This is a genomic window from Micromonospora sp. LZ37, from assembly GCF_059359015.1.
The window spans coordinates 189,891-204,228 of sequence record NZ_JCADBL010000001.1 but is presented as its reverse complement, the minus strand read 5'-3'; the positions used below and the strand labels follow the sequence as shown (position 1 = coordinate 204,228).

General features: G+C 74.9%; 14 protein-coding genes. 5 read left to right on the top strand and 9 right to left on the bottom strand.

Features of this window, described 5'->3' with window-relative positions; translation table 11 throughout:
* Window positions 1-80 precede the first annotated feature (80 nt).
* The gene (locus AC5L3Z_RS00895; protein WP_494838793.1) at window positions 81-1,250 is read left to right on the top strand and encodes a class I SAM-dependent methyltransferase; all 1,170 of its coding nucleotides are present in this window, start codon (window positions 81-83) and stop codon (window positions 1,248-1,250) included.
* Window positions 1,251-1,255: 5 nt separating this feature from the next.
* Here AC5L3Z_RS00895 and AC5L3Z_RS00890 read toward each other — a convergent pair whose 3' ends face one another.
* On the bottom strand, window positions 1,256-1,714 hold the full coding sequence (locus tag AC5L3Z_RS00890; protein WP_494838792.1) for a hypothetical protein: 459 nt from the start codon (window positions 1,712-1,714) through the stop codon (window positions 1,256-1,258).
* Window positions 1,715-1,943: 229 nt separating this feature from the next.
* Here AC5L3Z_RS00890 and AC5L3Z_RS00885 point away from each other — a divergent pair, with 229 nt between their 5' ends.
* On the top strand, window positions 1,944-2,360 hold the full coding sequence (locus tag AC5L3Z_RS00885; protein ID WP_494838790.1) for a helix-turn-helix domain-containing protein: 417 nt from the start codon (window positions 1,944-1,946) through the stop codon (window positions 2,358-2,360).
* A gap of 15 nt (window positions 2,361-2,375) precedes the next feature.
* Here the strand turns inward: AC5L3Z_RS00885 and AC5L3Z_RS00880 are convergent, their stop codons facing one another.
* From AC5L3Z_RS00880 to AC5L3Z_RS00865, 4 genes are all read right to left on the bottom strand, one after another.
* Window positions 2,376-3,413 carry a DUF8832 domain-containing protein gene (locus AC5L3Z_RS00880; protein ID WP_494838789.1) on the bottom strand — a complete coding sequence of 346 codons (1,038 nt, stop codon included), beginning with the start codon at window positions 3,411-3,413 and terminating at the stop codon, window positions 2,376-2,378.
* Complete coding sequence (locus AC5L3Z_RS00875; protein ID WP_334532830.1) at window positions 3,406-3,627, bottom strand: heavy-metal-associated domain-containing protein; 222 nt, start codon at window positions 3,625-3,627, stop codon at window positions 3,406-3,408. Before AC5L3Z_RS00875 ends, AC5L3Z_RS00880 begins: the two co-directional genes overlap by 8 nt.
* Before the next feature lie 118 nt (window positions 3,628-3,745).
* A complete protein-coding gene (locus AC5L3Z_RS00870; RefSeq protein WP_494838788.1) occupies window positions 3,746-5,899 on the bottom strand; it encodes a RecQ family ATP-dependent DNA helicase in 2,154 nt (717 codons plus the stop codon).
* Between the two features lie 103 nt (window positions 5,900-6,002).
* A complete protein-coding gene (locus AC5L3Z_RS00865) occupies window positions 6,003-7,952 on the bottom strand; it encodes an AfsR/SARP family transcriptional regulator (protein WP_494838787.1) in 1,950 nt (649 codons plus the stop codon).
* A 141-nt stretch (window positions 7,953-8,093) separates the two neighbouring features.
* Between AC5L3Z_RS00865 and AC5L3Z_RS00860 the strand changes: the two genes are divergently transcribed.
* The 3 genes from AC5L3Z_RS00860 to AC5L3Z_RS00850 all read left to right on the top strand — a co-directional run bounded on the left by AC5L3Z_RS00860 (window position 8,094) and on the right by AC5L3Z_RS00850 (window position 10,643).
* Window positions 8,094-8,933, top strand: a complete 840-nt coding sequence (locus AC5L3Z_RS00860) for a hypothetical protein (protein WP_494838786.1) — start codon at window positions 8,094-8,096, stop codon at window positions 8,931-8,933.
* Window positions 8,934-9,073: 140 nt separating this feature from the next.
* Window positions 9,074-9,688 (top strand): RNA polymerase sigma factor, encoded by a 615-nt coding sequence (locus AC5L3Z_RS00855; protein ID WP_494838784.1) that lies wholly within the window; start codon window positions 9,074-9,076, stop codon window positions 9,686-9,688.
* Window positions 9,681-10,643 carry a CU044_5270 family protein gene (locus AC5L3Z_RS00850; RefSeq protein ID WP_494838783.1) on the top strand — a complete coding sequence of 321 codons (963 nt, stop codon included), beginning with the start codon at window positions 9,681-9,683 and terminating at the stop codon, window positions 10,641-10,643. Before AC5L3Z_RS00855 ends, AC5L3Z_RS00850 begins: the two co-directional genes overlap by 8 nt.
* A 114-nt stretch (window positions 10,644-10,757) precedes the next feature.
* Here AC5L3Z_RS00850 and AC5L3Z_RS00845 read toward each other — a convergent pair whose 3' ends face one another.
* Genes AC5L3Z_RS00845 through AC5L3Z_RS00830 form a run of 4 tightly spaced genes read right to left on the bottom strand, consistent with a single transcriptional unit; the run spans window position 10,758 to window position 14,336 of the window.
* Window positions 10,758-11,876, bottom strand: coding sequence for a branched-chain amino acid ABC transporter permease (locus AC5L3Z_RS00845; RefSeq protein ID WP_494838781.1), 1,119 nt, complete (start codon window positions 11,874-11,876; stop codon window positions 10,758-10,760).
* On the bottom strand, window positions 11,873-12,763 hold the full coding sequence (locus tag AC5L3Z_RS00840; protein ID WP_494838780.1) for a branched-chain amino acid ABC transporter permease: 891 nt from the start codon (window positions 12,761-12,763) through the stop codon (window positions 11,873-11,875). The genes AC5L3Z_RS00845 and AC5L3Z_RS00840 overlap by 4 nt, the downstream gene beginning before the upstream one ends.
* A complete protein-coding gene (locus tag AC5L3Z_RS00835; RefSeq protein ID WP_494838778.1) occupies window positions 12,763-13,536 on the bottom strand; it encodes an ABC transporter ATP-binding protein in 774 nt (257 codons plus the stop codon). Before AC5L3Z_RS00835 ends, AC5L3Z_RS00840 begins: the two co-directional genes overlap by 1 nt.
* Window positions 13,537-13,592: 56 nt before the next feature.
* Window positions 13,593-14,336, bottom strand: coding sequence for an ABC transporter ATP-binding protein (locus tag AC5L3Z_RS00830; protein ID WP_494838776.1), 744 nt, complete (start codon window positions 14,334-14,336; stop codon window positions 13,593-13,595).
* Between the last annotated feature and the right edge of the window lie 2 nt (window positions 14,337-14,338).

Genomic DNA, 14,338 nt, shown 5'->3' with positions numbered 1-14,338 from the left:
GGCGGGACGCCACAGCGACCAACCCCACCCCACGGTGGCCTGCCGCCGGGCGGCCCTCGGACAGCGAGGATGATGGAGCGATGCCGGAACCGTTGGACGCCGCCCTGACCGAGGTACGCGCGCTGCTGCTCGACCCCGCGCTGACCCGGGCGGTCGCCGCCGGCCGCCGTCGCGGGCAGCGCCCCTCGGTGGTCCGCGCCGAACTGCGCCCGGTCGTCCTGAAGGCCGGCCCCCGGTTGCAGATCTCCACCTCCGACGGCGCCCGCCCGTACACCCGGAACGTCTCCCCGGGCGCGGAGGCCGACTCGGCGGTGGACGCGCTGCTCGCCGAGCCCTTCGGCAACTGGCACGTGGAGACCGCCACCGCGACCCTCCAGCTGCGGGTGACCAAGTCCGGCGAGGCCCAGGTCCACCGCTCCGCCGCGAACCGGACGGCGGCCGTCGAGCCGGGCGGGCACGACCGGGCCAAGGAGTACCTGCTCGACCCGGGTGACGAGATCTTCGCCGAGATCGGCGGCTCGGCCGCGAAGCGGCGACAGGTCGACGCCTTCCTACGGGCGCTGGCCGCGACCCTCCCGGACGACCTGACCGGCCCGCTGCGGGTGGTCGACCTCGGCTGCGGCAACGCGTACCTGACCTTCGCCGCCTACCGCTACCTGTCCCAGCGGGGCCTCGACGTCGAACTGGTCGGGGTGGACGTCCGCGAGGACCAGCGGCGACGCAACACCGAGCTGGCCGAGCGTCTCGGCTGGGCCGGGCGGGTCACCTTCGTCGCCGGCACCATCGCCGAGGCGGTGGTGGAGCCCGCGCCGGACCTCGTGCTCGCGCTGCACGCCTGCGACACCGCCACCGACGAGGCGCTGGCCCGCGCGGTGCGGTGGAACGCGCGCTGGGTGCTCGCCGCCCCGTGCTGCCACCACGACATCGCCGCGCAGCTACGCTCCCGGCCGGCCCCGGCGCCGTACGAGCTGCTGACCCGGCAGGGCATCCTGCGGGAGCGCTTCGCCGACGTGCTCACCGACGCGCTGCGGGCCGGTCTGCTCCGGCTGCACGGCTACCGGGCCGAGGTGGTCGAGTTCGTCGACTCCCAGCACACCCCGCGCAACCTGCTCATCCGCGCCCGCCGTACCGGCACCGACCCGACCGGGCAGCAGCGGGCCGAGTACCGCGAGCTGGTGGACCAGTGGCAGGTCACGCCCCGCCTGGAGGCGCTGCTCGCCGGCGTACCCGAAGGGGCCCCGACGGCCTGAGCGGGTCAGTGGCGGCGGTCCCCGCCGGTGCCCCGGTCCCGGCCGGTCGATCGCTCCCCGGAGTGGCCCCGGTCGAAGGCGGAGACCCGTTCGCCGCCGCGTCGGGACGACCGCTCGTCCTCGGCGGGCGAGGTGGGGAACGGGACCACCGTGCCGGAGGTCTCCGCGTTGCCGGCGGCGGCGAAGGCGTTCCAGGAGATGTCCACCAGCAGCCGCTTCAGCTCCGCGTGCCGGTCGGCGGCGCTGCGCTGCAACGCCATCCGCGCGCCGAGCACCACGGCGACCAGGGTGGTGGTGATCGCCCCGGTGGCGGCCAGCACGTGCGCCCCGGTCGCCTCGTCGCCGGTCAGCACGAGCACCAGCAGCCAGATCCAGAAGGCCAGGGCGAAGACGGCGCCCTTCGCCACGAAGAAGAGACTGACCGCACCCGGGCGGTGCGGCACCGGACGGACGGGGTCGGCCATGCTGCTCCTCTTCGCTGGGGCCGGCCCGCGACGGAGGCGCTCCGCACGGCCGGCGGTGGGTTCGTCGAGCCTAGTGGATGGGTGGGGAGCGACGCTGGACGACGACCCCACCCATCGATGGCTGGTCCCGTCGACGGGACGTCGGGTCGATCGGTCAATTGCAACGACGCGTCGTCGTACTACCCTCAGAGGGCGCACCGGACACGAGCTTTCCGGCAGGAAAGGAACGATGGGTTCCGCAGAGGTTTCACCACAGATGGCCTTCGCACGGTTCGTGCGACGCGCCATCGACGACGCCCGCGACGAGCGGGGCTGGACGGTGAGCGACCTGGCGGCGCACACCGGGGTGGGTCGGTCCACCGTCTTCCGCTGGCTCGCCGGCGACTGGCAGGACTACCCGGAGCTGGCCAAGGTGCGGGGCTTCTGCGCCGCCCTCGACCTGCCCGTCGCGGCGGCGTTCCGCGCGCTCGGGCTGCCCGACGCGGGGCCGACCCCGCGGCGGCGCACCGACGACAGCCCGGTGGAGGCGGACGTGCGGGTCATCCTGGACCGGCTCGCCGACCCGACGGTGCCGGCCGAGGAGAAGCACCACATCCGCGACCTGCTCCGCTACCTGGCCCGCCGCCCGGTCCGCCGCGCCGGCTGACGCGGCCGGCCACCGTCACGGGACGGTGACGGTGAACTCGGCGGTCCGCACCTCGCCGGCCACCTGGAAGTCCAGGTACATCCGGTACCGCCCCGGGCCCGGCGCGGTCACCTGGAAGGTCACCGGGTCACCGGCGGCCGACGGCTCCGGGTGCACGTGCAGGTAACCGAGGTCGCCCTCGCGCAGCGCCACCAGATGGCCGTACGCGCCCAGGTAGCGCTCCAGGGCGGCGGGCGTCTCCCCGGCGCGGACCCGGAAGCGCAGCGGGACGGCCGTGCCGACCTGCGGCGTGCCCTCGTACCCGGCGGTGAACCCGTCGACCGTCACGGTGGTGGCCGCCGGTGGCAGCGGCCGGGGCGTGTAGCCGCCGGGCGCGACCAGGTCCACCCCCAGGGTCACCGCGGTCTGCCGGCCGTCGTCGGCGAGCGCGGTGAAGTCGGCGTACGCCCGCCAGACGCCCGGCTGCGGCAGGGTCAGCGGCACCGTCCAGGTGCCGTCGGCCGCCATCGTCGGGTGCAGGTGCTGGTAGCCGGTGAGGTCCCGGCGGACCACGACCAGGTGCAGCGGCTTGTCGTGCACCACGGCGAACCGGGTGACCGGCCGGCGCCGCTCGTCGCGGATCTGGAAGCGGAACTCCCCGGCCCGGCCGGCGGCGAACTCCCCGGCCGACGGGGCGAGGGTGTAGCCGGCCGCGCTGACCGAGAGCCCCCCGGCGTCGCTCGGGGCGGCCTGGTCGGCGGCGGCGCCGTGGTCGTGCGCGCCGGTGCCGGGGGCGTGGGTGTGCTGCCCGCCGGTGCTCGCGGCGCTCACCGCGCCCGGGACGGCCGGCGGCGGGTTGGCCCGGCCGAGGCCGAAGCCGAGCAGGATGGCGAGCACCAGCCCGCCGACGGTCGCGGCCAGCCGCAGCGTGCTCCGGTCCGGCCCGGTCGGGAGGCCGTCGCCGGGAAGCGACCGGGTCGGGAGGCCGTCGCCGGGAAGCGACCCGGCTGACGGCGGGGGCGCGTCGGCGACCCCGCCGAGGGCCGCCGGCGGGGTGGGCGGGCGCTCAGGCACCGCCGCCGGCCAACTCGTACCCGGCCTCGTCCACGGCCGCCCGGACCGACTCCTCGGCGAGCGGGCCCGCGCTGGTGACCGTCGCGGTGCCGGCGGTCAGGTCCACGCGGACCTCCTCGACGCCGGGCAGGGCGGACAGCTCACCGGTGACCGCGCGCACGCAGTGCTCGCAGGTCATCCCGGTGACGGTGTACGTCTGCGTGACGGATGGCATGCGCCCACGGTACCGCCGCGCCGGTCACCGGCCGGCCGCCGGCCGGTCACCGTGGCGACGGTCGCAATCCGCCCGTCCCGGGAACTTTCTGCCCCGGCGCGGACCGGGCGAAGGCCGGTCAGCCCGCGACGGCGAGAGCGAGCGGGAGCACGTCCGGGGCGCCGGCGCGGCGCAGCGACCGGGCGAGGATCGTCATCGTCCAACCCGAGTCGACCAGGTCGTCGACGAGGAGCACCGGCCCGTCCAACCCGGCGAGGGCGTCGGCCAGCTCGTCGGGGACGGTGAACGCGTCGTGCAGGGCGCGTACCCGTTGGGCGCTGTTGCCGCGCGGCCCGCCGGCCCCGGCCGGACCGGTCGGAACGACCCGGCCGAGCAGCGGCAGCCGGCCCACCGCGGCGATCCGCTCGGCGAGCGAGCCGACCAGCGTCGGGCGGGTCCGCGAACCCACCGCGACCACCCCGGCGGGGCGGCGCGGCCACGGGTCATCGCCGTGCGCCCACGCCTTGAGCACCTCGACGACGGCGACGGCCACGTCGTCGGGGACGGGGGCGTCGGGCGCGTCCGGCCCGACCAGACCGCGCAGCCGCCCACCCCAGCCCAGGTCGGAGAGGCGTCCCACGGCCCGCCCCGGCAGCGCCTGCTCGCCCGGGGGGATCCGCCCCTTCAGCGGTACGCCGACCGCCTCCAGCCCGGTCGGCCAGAGCTTCTTCGGGGTGATCTCCACCCCGGGCCGGCCGAGGAAGGCCTGCGCGGCGGCGCGGGCGGCGTCGGAGACCTCGGACGTGAACAGCGGCCCGGCGCACCGGTCGCAGCGCCCGCAGTCGCCCGCCTCCGCGTCGTCCAGGCACTCGCGCAGGTAGCGCAGCCGGCACCGGGACGTGGTCGCGTACTCCCGCATGGACTGCTGCTCGGCGGTGCGCGCCTCGGCGACGCGGCGCAACCGGGCCTCGTCGTAGACCCAGGGCTCGCCGGTGGCGAGCCAGCCGCCGCGGACCCGGCGGACCGCGCCGTCCACGTCGAGCACCTTGAGCATCAGCTCCAGGCGGGTCCGGCGCAGGTCCACGATCGGCTCCAGGGCCTGGGTGGAGATCGGCCGGTCGGTGCGCAGGGCGGCCAGCACCGCCCGGACCTGCTCCTCCGGCGGGAACGCGAGCGAGGCGAAGTAGCGCCAGATGGCGGCGTCCTCGACACCGGGCAGCAGCAGCACCTCGGCGTGCGCGACGGCCCGGCCGGCGCGGCCGACCTGCTGGTAGTAGGCGATCGGCGAGGGAGGCGCGCCCAGGTGCACCACGAAGCCGAGGTCCGGCTTGTCGAAACCCATGCCCAGCGCGGAGGTGGCGACCAACGCTTTGATCTTGTTGTCCAGCAGGTCCTGCTCGGCGGCCCGCCGGTCAGCGTCGTCGGCCTGCCCGGTGTAGGAGGCCACCGACCAGCCGCGCCCCCGCAGGAACTCGGCGGTCTCCCCCGCCGCCGCGACGGTCAGCGTGTAGATGATCCCGGAGCCGGGGAGCTGGTCCAGATGGTCGGCGAGCCAGGCCAGCCGGTGTGCCGGGCTGGGCAGGTCGACCACGCCCAGCCGCAGCGACTCCCGGTCCAGCGAGCCGCGCAGCACCAGGACGTCCGGCCGCTGGGCGGCCGGGGCGGCCAGTTCGGTGCCCAGCTGCTCGGCGACGTCGGCGGTGACCCGTTCGTTGGCCGTGGCGGTGGTGGCGAGCACCGGGGTGCGCTCGGGCAGGTTGCCGAGGAAGGTGCGCAGGCGGCGGTAGTCCGGCCGGAAGTCGTGCCCCCAGTCCGACACGCAGTGCGCCTCGTCCACCACCAGCAGCCCGGTGGTGGCGGCCAGCTTCGGCAGGACGGTGTCCCGGAAGTCCGGGTTGTTGAGCCGTTCCGGGCTGATCAGCAGGACGTCGACCGCGCCGGCGTGGATCTCCCCGGTGATCTCGTCCCACTCGTCGAGGTTGGCGGAGTTGATGGTGCGGGCCCGGATGCCCGCCCGGGCCGCCGCCTCCACCTGGTTGCGCATCAGGGCCAGCAGCGGCGACACGATCACCGTGGGGCCGTGTTCACCGCCCTGGCGCAGCAGGGCGGTGGCGACGAAGTAGACCGCCGACTTGCCCCAGCCGGTGCGCTGCACGCAGAGGACCCGGCGCCGATCCACCACCAGCGCCTCGATCGCCCGCCACTGGTCCTCCCGCAGTCGGGCGTGCTCGCCGGCCAACCGGCGCAGCACCGCCTCGGCCCGCTCCCGTACCGCCGCCCGATCCTGGCTCATCCGGCATTTCTACCAGCGTCCCCGCCCCCGCCACCCGCGCCGTCGCGCTGAACGAGAGGGTTTGCGCCGTCCTGGGGGTGGAATCCCGACCCGAACGCCTCGATCACCGCAGCGGCGAGGGGGGCGGTGGGGTGGGAGGTGGGAGGAAGACCAGGACGTCGCGGAGGGCGTCGGTGACGGCCGGGGCCAGCAGGCAACGGGCGGCCAGCTCCTCCATCGAGCCGTACGGGCCGCGCAGCCAGCGGTCCATCGCGACCTGGCGCAGCCGAGCCGCGTCCAGGCCGGGCAGGGTGGCCAGCACGTGCTCTCCGACGGCGTTGATGTCGACCAGGCCGCCGTCGTCGAAGGCGCGGGGCAGATCCGGCCGGCCGATCGACAGCTCGAACCGGGCCGCCGGATAGTGGTGCAGCAGATAGCGGGCCTGTTCCCGGCGGATCCGACGCTCGTCGGTCGCCCCGTCATCGGAACGGCCGGTGAGCACCCGCCACACCTCGCGGCTGAGCAGCACCACGTGCAGGGCCCCGCCCAGCCAGCAGACGCCGAGCAGGCTGAACCCGGAGAGCACCTCCCAGGTGGGTGGGTCGACGTCCGGGTCGCCCCGGAGCAGCAGCCAGGTCAGCAGGACGGCGCCGCCGAGGTAGCCGAGCCCGACCAGGGCGAGCCGCCAGCTGCGCCGCCACGCCGCGTACCCGAGCACCACCAGCCAGGTGAAGCAGCCGAAGGAGAGCAGGACGAGCAGCGAGCCGACGACCGTGGCGGTGACGCTGACCCAGCGGGGGGCGGGTTGCCGGCGGGGCGGGGCCGGCGGCGGGTCGGGAAGGAACGGCGGCGGCGTCGTGGGGAACGGCCGACCGGCCGGCACGGCGGGACGAGCGTCCGGCCCGGCGACGGCACCCGGTGCCGGTGAGGCGGTCCCGACCGGAGCCGGGGAGCCGGTGGCCGGACCGGCGTCGTGGACCGGCGTCGGCAGGGCAGCCCCGACCGAGGCCGGAGCCGCAGCGGTCTGCGTGCCGGCCGGGCCGGGCACCGGCGCAGCGGGCACCGGCGGGGCCGGGAGCGCGGCGGTCTGCCGGTCGGCAGGGGCGGCGACCGGGGGCCCGGCCGGTGGGGCCGGGACGGCGGCGGGGACGGGGTCGGGTGCCGGGTCGGCGGCGGGACGGGGCGCGGGCACGGCGTACCCGGCGGGGGTTTCCCCGGCGGTGACCGGCGGCGGCGCGGCACCGGCGGGCGTCGGAGCCGGCGACGCCGAGCCCGGAAGCGCCGGCGGAGCCCCGGCGGCGGGGGTGAGGGTCGGATCGGCGCGCAGGATGCGGCGGTGCAGCTCCTGGAGCACCTCCCCGGGCTCGATGCCGAACTCGTCGCGGAGCAGCCCGGCGAACTCCCGGTAGGCGGCCAGCGCCTCCGCCTGCCGGCCACTGCGGTGCAGCGCCAGCATCAGCTGCTGCCGCAGCCGCTCCCGGAGCGGGAACTCGGCCACCAGCCGCACCAGCTCGCCGACCAGTTCCCGGTGCCGACCCCGCTCCAGCTCCAGTTCGGCGCGGGTCTCCAGCGCGGTGGCCCGGGTCTCCACCAACCGGTGCCGGGCCGCCTCCAGCACCGGCCCGGTGAACCCGCCGAACGGCTCACCGTGCCAGAGCTCCAGCGCCACCGCCAGCTCGGCCAGCGCCTCGGCGGGCCGGCCCTCGGCCCGGTGCCGCTCGGCCCGGCTTACGGCCCGCTCAAAGCGGACCGCGTCGACCGTATCCGGGTCGATCCGCAGCAGGTACCCGGCGTCGGTGAGGGTGAGCACCTGGGCGGGGGTGCGCGGGGACCGGTCCGGCTCCAGCACCCGGCGCAGCCCGGCGACGTGCTTCTGCACCACGTTCGGCCCGTTCGCGGGCGGGTCGTCCGGCCAGACCGCGTCGACGATCTGCGCGGTGGGCACGGGGCGGCCGGCGGACAGGAGCAGGACGGCCAGCACGGCCCGCTGCTTGCCCGGCCCGAGGTCGAGCCGGCGGTCCCCGCGCCAGGCCCGCTGCGGCCCGAGAAGTTCGAAGCGCAACGCCGCCGACATCCGAGTTTCCGCTCCTGACAGCCCTGGCCGTGCGGTAGGGCGGTGCACGGCAGCCGGACGGCAGCATAACGGCAGCGCGCCGGCGGTGCGGGTCTGTCAGGATCTGCCCCGGCAGCAACCCCTAGAAAGTGAGTCAACCAGATGACGCAGCGAACCGGCACCGCCGGAACGGTCCGGCGGGTCGCGACGACCGCGACCGCCGTGCTGGCCGCCACCACCCTCCTGGTGGGATGCGGGTCGAAGAACGAGAACACCGGCGGCTCCTCGGCCGCACCGGCCGCCGAACCGGCCGCCTCCCCCTCGGTCGACCCGAAGTCGGCGCTGCTGGCAGCGGTGCCCGACGAGGAGGACGGCGCCTTCCGCTTCACCGGCGCCGACGGCGCTCAGAAGATCAGCGGCGCGGTGGACCCGGCCACCAAGGCGCTGGAGATCAGGGTCGTCGAGGCGGTCGCCGACCCGGGGTTCACGATGGACATGACATTCCGGGTGATCGAGGCGCGCGGCTGGATGAAGGTGAAGGTCTCCGGCATGGACGGACTGCAGGAGATGATGAAGATCCCGACGCGCTGGATGGCGCTGGACAGTTCCAAGATCAAGGAAGACGCGCCGGTCTACACGGGCACCGACCCGGGCGACATGGGCGTGATCATCGAAACCGCGGACACGGTGACCGCCAAGGGCGACGGGACGTACACCGGCTTCGCCGACCTGACCGACGGCACGGAGGTGGCCGACGCGCTCAGCTCGGTGGACGTGGCGGCCCTCGGCGAGGCCGGCAAGAAGGTGCCGTTCACCGCGGTCGTCGGCGCGGACGGCAACCTCGCCTCGCTGATCCTGGAGATCCCCGCCGCCGGTAAGCAGAAGGCCCACAAGTACAGCGTCAAGTACTTCGACTTCGGCAAGGGGCCGAAGCTCCCCGCCCCCAGCGGCAAGGACGTGCAGAAGGCGCCGGCGGAGGCGTACGAGATGCTCAACAGCTGAGCCGACGACATCAGGGCGGGACCGCGGCCACACGGGGGGCCGCGCTCCCGCCCAGCGTCGTTCGGGTCGGTCGGCGTGAACCTCTTTCCGGCTCCGCGCGGATAACAGGTGAACCACCTGTCGCCGAGCAAAGGACCCCTATGAACCGGACACGGCACGCCAGGGACACCACCGACGAGGAGGACGACGCCCGGGTCATCGCCCGCTCCATCCAGGAACCGGAACGGTTCTCGGCCATCTTCGACCGGCACGCGCCGTACATCCACCGCTACCTGGCCCGCCGCCTGGGCCGGCAGGTCGCGGACGACCTCACCGCCGAGACGTTCCTCGCCGCCTTCCACAAGCGGAGCCGGTACGACCTCGACCGGCGCGACGCCCGGCCCTGGCTCTACGGGATCGCCACGAACCTGATCGGCCAGCACCGCCGGGACGAACTCCGCGACCACCGGCTGCGCCAGACGATCGCACCCGACCGGGACGAGTCGTGTCTCGCCGACCGGGTCGCCGCCGAGGTGAGCGCGCAGGCGTTGCGCCAGCCGCTGATCTCGGCCGTCACCGGGTTGCCCCCCGGCGATCGGGACGTACTGCTGCTGGTCGCCTGGGCCGGGCTGACCTACGAGGAGGTGGCCGAGGCGCTGCTGATCCCGGTCGGCACCGTCCGGTCCCGGCTGCACCGGGCCCGCGTCAAGCTGCGCGCGGCCCTCGGCGACGTGAATCCGACCAACCACATCGAGGAGCCCGTGAGCCATGGATGACCTGCAGTTGCTCAGCGAGGTGGGCCGGGAGACGCCCCTCCCGTCCGCCGACGATCTCACCCCGGCCCGGGACCGGCTGCTCGCCGCGATCACCGCGGAGCGCGCGGCCGGCTCGGCGATGACCAGCTCGGCGGTGACCGGCCCGGCCGCCGCACCGGGAATCGGCGGCACGCGCGGGAGAAGGCGCCGGTCCCGACCGGTGCGCCGGCTCCTGGTGGCCGGCATGGCCACCCTGGGCCTGGCGGCGGCGGCCACCGGAGTGCTGGTGCTCGGTCCGGACCAGGTCGGCGGGGAGGTGCCCCCCGCGAACGCGGCGGAAATTCTGGACCGGGCGGCGGCGGCGGCACTCACCCGTCCCCACGCGGCGCCCCGCCCCGACCAGTTCATCTACACCCGCATCCGCTCCGGGGGCGCCGAGCGGCAGCTCTGGCGGTCGGTGGACGGCACCCACGACGGCCTCATCCGGAGCACCGACCCCAGGGATCCTGCCGAGTACCCGCTGCCCGGATGCCGCGACGGGCGGAGGGCTGCGGTGAAGGGCGACAAGGTGGTCCCGAAGGTGACGGAGCCCTGCGAGCCCGAGCCGGCGTACCGGGCGGACCTGCCCACCGACCCGGACGCCATGCTCGAACATCTCAAGCGGAACGCCAGCGGCGGCGGACCGACCGATACGAACGCCATGGCCAAGGACGTGCTGCTGCTCGCCGAGGGGTACCTTAGCCCGGCGACGCGCGCCGCGCTGTTCAAGGCCGCCGCCCGGATCCCGGGGATCGAGGTGGTCCCGGACGTTCGCGACGCGGCGGGCCGTCCGGGGGTCGGCATCTCCTGGTCGACGACCCAGGGCCGCGCCGGCGTGGTGCTCGTCTTCGACGCCGAGGACCACACCCTCCTCGGTACCGCCGACTCAGCCCAGCTGGAAGTCACCGTCGTGGACCGGGCAGGGCAACGCCCCTGACGGCCACCGGGGCCGGCCGCCGTGGCGGCCGGCCCCGGTCGGGCCGTCGATCATGAAGTTATCGCCATCCGGCGCGGCGTGTCGCGGCAGTAACTTCATGATCGACGTGGGTGGTCACCGACGGTGGAGGGCGGTGCGGAGGTGAGCCAGGCGGGGAGCCAGGCGGGGAGCCAGGCTGGCCAGGCCGCCGGGGAAGAAGTAGACGGCAAGGATGAAGATGGTGCCCAGGACGAACAGCGGCTGGCTCAGCGGGTGGCTGAGCACCGCCGGCAGGTCGTCCACCGCGTCACTGGCGCCGAAGGCGGTGAGCCGGTGGTCCAGGTACATGTAGAGGACACCGCCGAGCACCGGACCCCAGCGGGTGCCGGGGCCCCCGAGCACCACCATGACCAGCAGCGACAGGGTCAGCTCGGACGACGTGACGTGCGGTGAGGCGCCGCCGACGACCAGGCAGTAGACCACCCCGCCGGCCGAGGCCAGCCCGCCGGCCAGGGTGAACGCCACCAGCTTGAACCGGTACGGGTCCAGCCCGAGCACCCCGATCCGCCGCTCGTCGTCGCGCAGCCCGGCGAGCACCCGCCCGGTCGGCGAGCCGGAGACCCGGTGCACCACGAAGACCACCAGCGCCAGGTACGCCAGCGCCAGCCAGTACAGGTTGACCGTGTTCGCCACCCCGACCAGGGCCGGCGGGAGCCCGGAGACGTCCAGCGGCAGCCCCTCCTCGCCGCCGGTCCACCCGCCGAAGTCGCGCGCCACCAGGATCGCCCCGACCTGGGCGAAGGCGAGCGTGACCATGGCGAAGGCGATGCCGACGGTGCGCAGCGCCACCGCGCCGAGCAGCGCCGCGAGGGTGGTCGCGCCGGTGACGGTGAGCAGCGCCGCCTGCCACAGCGGCAGCCCGGCCCGGGTGATGAGGATGTCGGTGCCGTACACCCCGGCGGCGAAGTAGAGCGCGTGCCCGAAGGAGAGCATGCCGGTCCGGCCGAAGAGCAGGTCGTAGCCGGCGGCCAGCCCGCCGAAGATGAGGCAGATGGCGAGCAGTTGCAGGGTGCCGGGCGAGTTCAGCGGCCCCTCGAAGAGCCCCGGCAGGTGCACCGTGGAGTACGGCACGATCGCGGCCAGCACCAGCGCGACGAGCGGCAGGTACCGGCGCAGCCCGTGCCAACGCGGGCGGCGGGGCTCCAACTCGGCCGGCACCGCGGCCGGGGGCGCGTCGACCATCGAGTCGGTCATGCGTGAGCCACCTTTCCGGCGAAGCCCTGCGGACGCAGCAGCAGCACCACGGCGAGCAGCCCGACCACGCAGATGTCACCCAGGCCGGACGGGCCGTAGTAGTTGACGAACTGTTGCAGCAGGCCCACCGCGACCGCCGCGTACGCGGACCCGACGACCGAGCCCATCCCGCCGATCACCACCACGATGAACGCGAAGATCAGCAGTGCGCCGCCCTGCCCGGGCGAGACCGTGCCGTAGTAGGTGCTGCCGAGCGCGCCGGCCAGCGCGGCGGCGGCCCCGCCGATCGCGAAGACCAGCGTGAACGCCTTCCGCACGTCGACGCCGAGCGCGGTGACCATCTCCCGGTTCTCCACCCCGGCCCGGATCACCAGGCCGTACCGGGTCCAGCGGAGGAAGGCCAGCAGCGCGCCGAGCACCAGCACCGCGGCGACGATCAGCAGGAGCATGGCGTTCGGCACGGCGGCGCCGAGGACGCTGGTCACCCGCTGCGCCCACTCCGGACGCGGGAAGGGCCGCGCGTCCGCGCCCCAGGTCGCCTGGAGCAGCGCCACCCCGGCCAGTGACAGGCCGACGGTGACCAGCACCTGTTCGATGGTGCGGGTGTAGAGCGGCCGGATCAGCACCAGCTCCACCAGCACCGCGACCAGCGCGCCGGCGGCCACCCCGAACGCCACCGCCAGCACGAACCCGAGGCCGTCGGCCCCGGCGCCGGGCAGGTTCCCGGCGGCCCACCAGGTGGCGTACGCGCCGACGCCGAGGAAGAGCCCGTGCGCGAAGTTCAGCACGTCGGCCAGGCCGAAGACCAGGGAGAGCCCGGACGCCACGAGGAAGTACAGCGCCGCCAGGCCGAGCCCGGTCAGCGTCAGCAGGATGAGGGTGTCCATCAGCGCCCGTCCTTCCGCGCGGCGGCCGGCGTGCCGGTGTGCGGTACGTCGCCGGAGCCGACGCCGAGCAGCGAACGGGTCAGGTTGGTCTCCAGCAGCAGTTCCCGTGCCTCGCCGGTCCAGGCGACCTGGCCGGCGGCGAGCACCACCGCGTCGCGGGCGAGCCGGCGGACCACGGCCAGGTTCTGCTCCACCAGCAGCACGGGCACCGTCTCGGCCACCCGTTCCAGCACCTCGGCCACCTCGGTCACCACCTTCGGCGCCAACCCCTTGGTCGGCTCGTCGATCAGCAGCAGCCGGTTGTCGTTGAGCAGCACCCGGCCGATGGCGAGCATCTGCTGCTGACCGCCGGAGAGCGAGCCGGCCCGTTGCCGTCCGCGCCGGTCCAGCTCCGGGAAGAGCGCGAAGACCTTGTCGTACGCCGGGGTGGCGCCCCGCCGTTCGGCCAGCCGCAGGTTCTCGGCGACGGTGAGACCGGCGAAGACGCAGCGGTCCTCCGGCACGTAGCCGAGCCCGCCGCGGACCAGCCGGTGGGTGGGGCGCGCGAGCAGGCTCTGCGTCCCCATCCGGATCGCGCCGCGCACCTCGCCGTTGCGCGGTGTCAGCCCGACGATCGCGCGCAGGGTGGTGGTCTTGCCCACCCCGTTGCGGCCCAGCAGGACGGTCACCCCGGTCGGCGCGACGGTGAACGACACCCCCTGGAGGATGTGCAGCCCGGCGATCCGCACCGACAGGTCCTCCACCGTCAGAACAGCCTCACTCCTCGCGCTCACAGCGCCGCCTTTCGCTCGCGACTGCGGGGCTCGCAGGTCCGGCTCGCTCCTCGCGCTCACAGGGACTCCCCCAGGTACGCCTCCTGGACGGTGGCGTTGGCCATCACGGTGTCCGGGGTGTCGCAGGCCAGCAGCGCGCCGTGGTGCATCACGGCGATCCGGTCGGCCAGCTCCAGGATCACGTCCATGTGGTGTTCCACCATCAGCACCGATCGGCCGACGTCGCCGGTCAGCGACCTGATCACGGCGACCAGTTCGGGCACGTCCTCGGCGCTGACCCCGGCCATCGGCTCGTCCAGCAGCATCACCCGGGGTTCCCCGGCGAGCAGCAGGGCGATCTCCAGCTTGCGTTTCTCGCCGTGCGCGAGGGTGCCAGCGGGCGCCGTACCCCGGTGGTGGAGGCCGACCCGGTCGAGCGCCGCGTCGGCGGCGACGGCCACCTCCCGGTCGGCCGCCGCCCGCCGCCACAGCTTCATCGAGCCACCCCGGTGCGCCTGTACGGCGAGCCGGACGTTCTCCCGGACGGTGAGCGAGCCGAAGACCGAGGACGCCTGGAAGGTACGGCCCAGCCCGAGCCGGGCCCGTCGGTGTGGCGGGAGGTCCGTGATGTCCTCGGAGTCCAGCATGATCCGGCCCTCGGTCGGCCGGCGCAGGCCGGTAATCAGGTTGAACAACGAGGTCTTGCCGGCGCCGTTCGGCCCGATGACGCCGAGGAACTCCCCGGGCGCCAGGTCGACCTCGACGCTGTCGACGATGGCGACCTCACCGATCCGCCAGGTCAGACCGCGGGTGGCGAGCACTG

What these genes read in the sequence shown, in the direction of transcription:
- AC5L3Z_RS00875 (WP_334532830.1), bottom strand. Translation starts at nt 3,627, where the DNA reads ATGCCATCCGTCACGCAGACGTACACCGTCACCGGGATGACCTGCGAG.
- AC5L3Z_RS00850 (WP_494838783.1), top strand. Translation starts at nt 9,681, where the DNA reads ATGGATGACCTGCAGTTGCTCAGCGAGGTGGGCCGGGAGACGCCCCTC.
- AC5L3Z_RS00840 (WP_494838780.1), bottom strand. Translation starts at nt 12,763, where the DNA reads ATGGACACCCTCATCCTGCTGACGCTGACCGGGCTCGGCCTGGCGGCG.
- AC5L3Z_RS00870 (WP_494838788.1), bottom strand. Translation starts at nt 5,899, where the DNA reads ATGAGCCAGGATCGGGCGGCGGTACGGGAGCGGGCCGAGGCGGTGCTG.
- AC5L3Z_RS00865 (WP_494838787.1), bottom strand. Translation starts at nt 7,952, where the DNA reads ATGTCGGCGGCGTTGCGCTTCGAACTTCTCGGGCCGCAGCGGGCCTGG.
- AC5L3Z_RS00890 (WP_494838792.1), bottom strand. Translation starts at nt 1,714, where the DNA reads ATGGCCGACCCCGTCCGTCCGGTGCCGCACCGCCCGGGTGCGGTCAGT.
- AC5L3Z_RS00885 (WP_494838790.1), top strand. Translation starts at nt 1,944, where the DNA reads ATGGGTTCCGCAGAGGTTTCACCACAGATGGCCTTCGCACGGTTCGTG.
- AC5L3Z_RS00855 (WP_494838784.1), top strand. Translation starts at nt 9,074, where the DNA reads ATGAACCGGACACGGCACGCCAGGGACACCACCGACGAGGAGGACGAC.
- AC5L3Z_RS00860 (WP_494838786.1), top strand. Translation starts at nt 8,094, where the DNA reads ATGACGCAGCGAACCGGCACCGCCGGAACGGTCCGGCGGGTCGCGACG.
- AC5L3Z_RS00845 (WP_494838781.1), bottom strand. Translation starts at nt 11,876, where the DNA reads ATGACCGACTCGATGGTCGACGCGCCCCCGGCCGCGGTGCCGGCCGAG.
- AC5L3Z_RS00895 (WP_494838793.1), top strand. Translation starts at nt 81, where the DNA reads ATGCCGGAACCGTTGGACGCCGCCCTGACCGAGGTACGCGCGCTGCTG.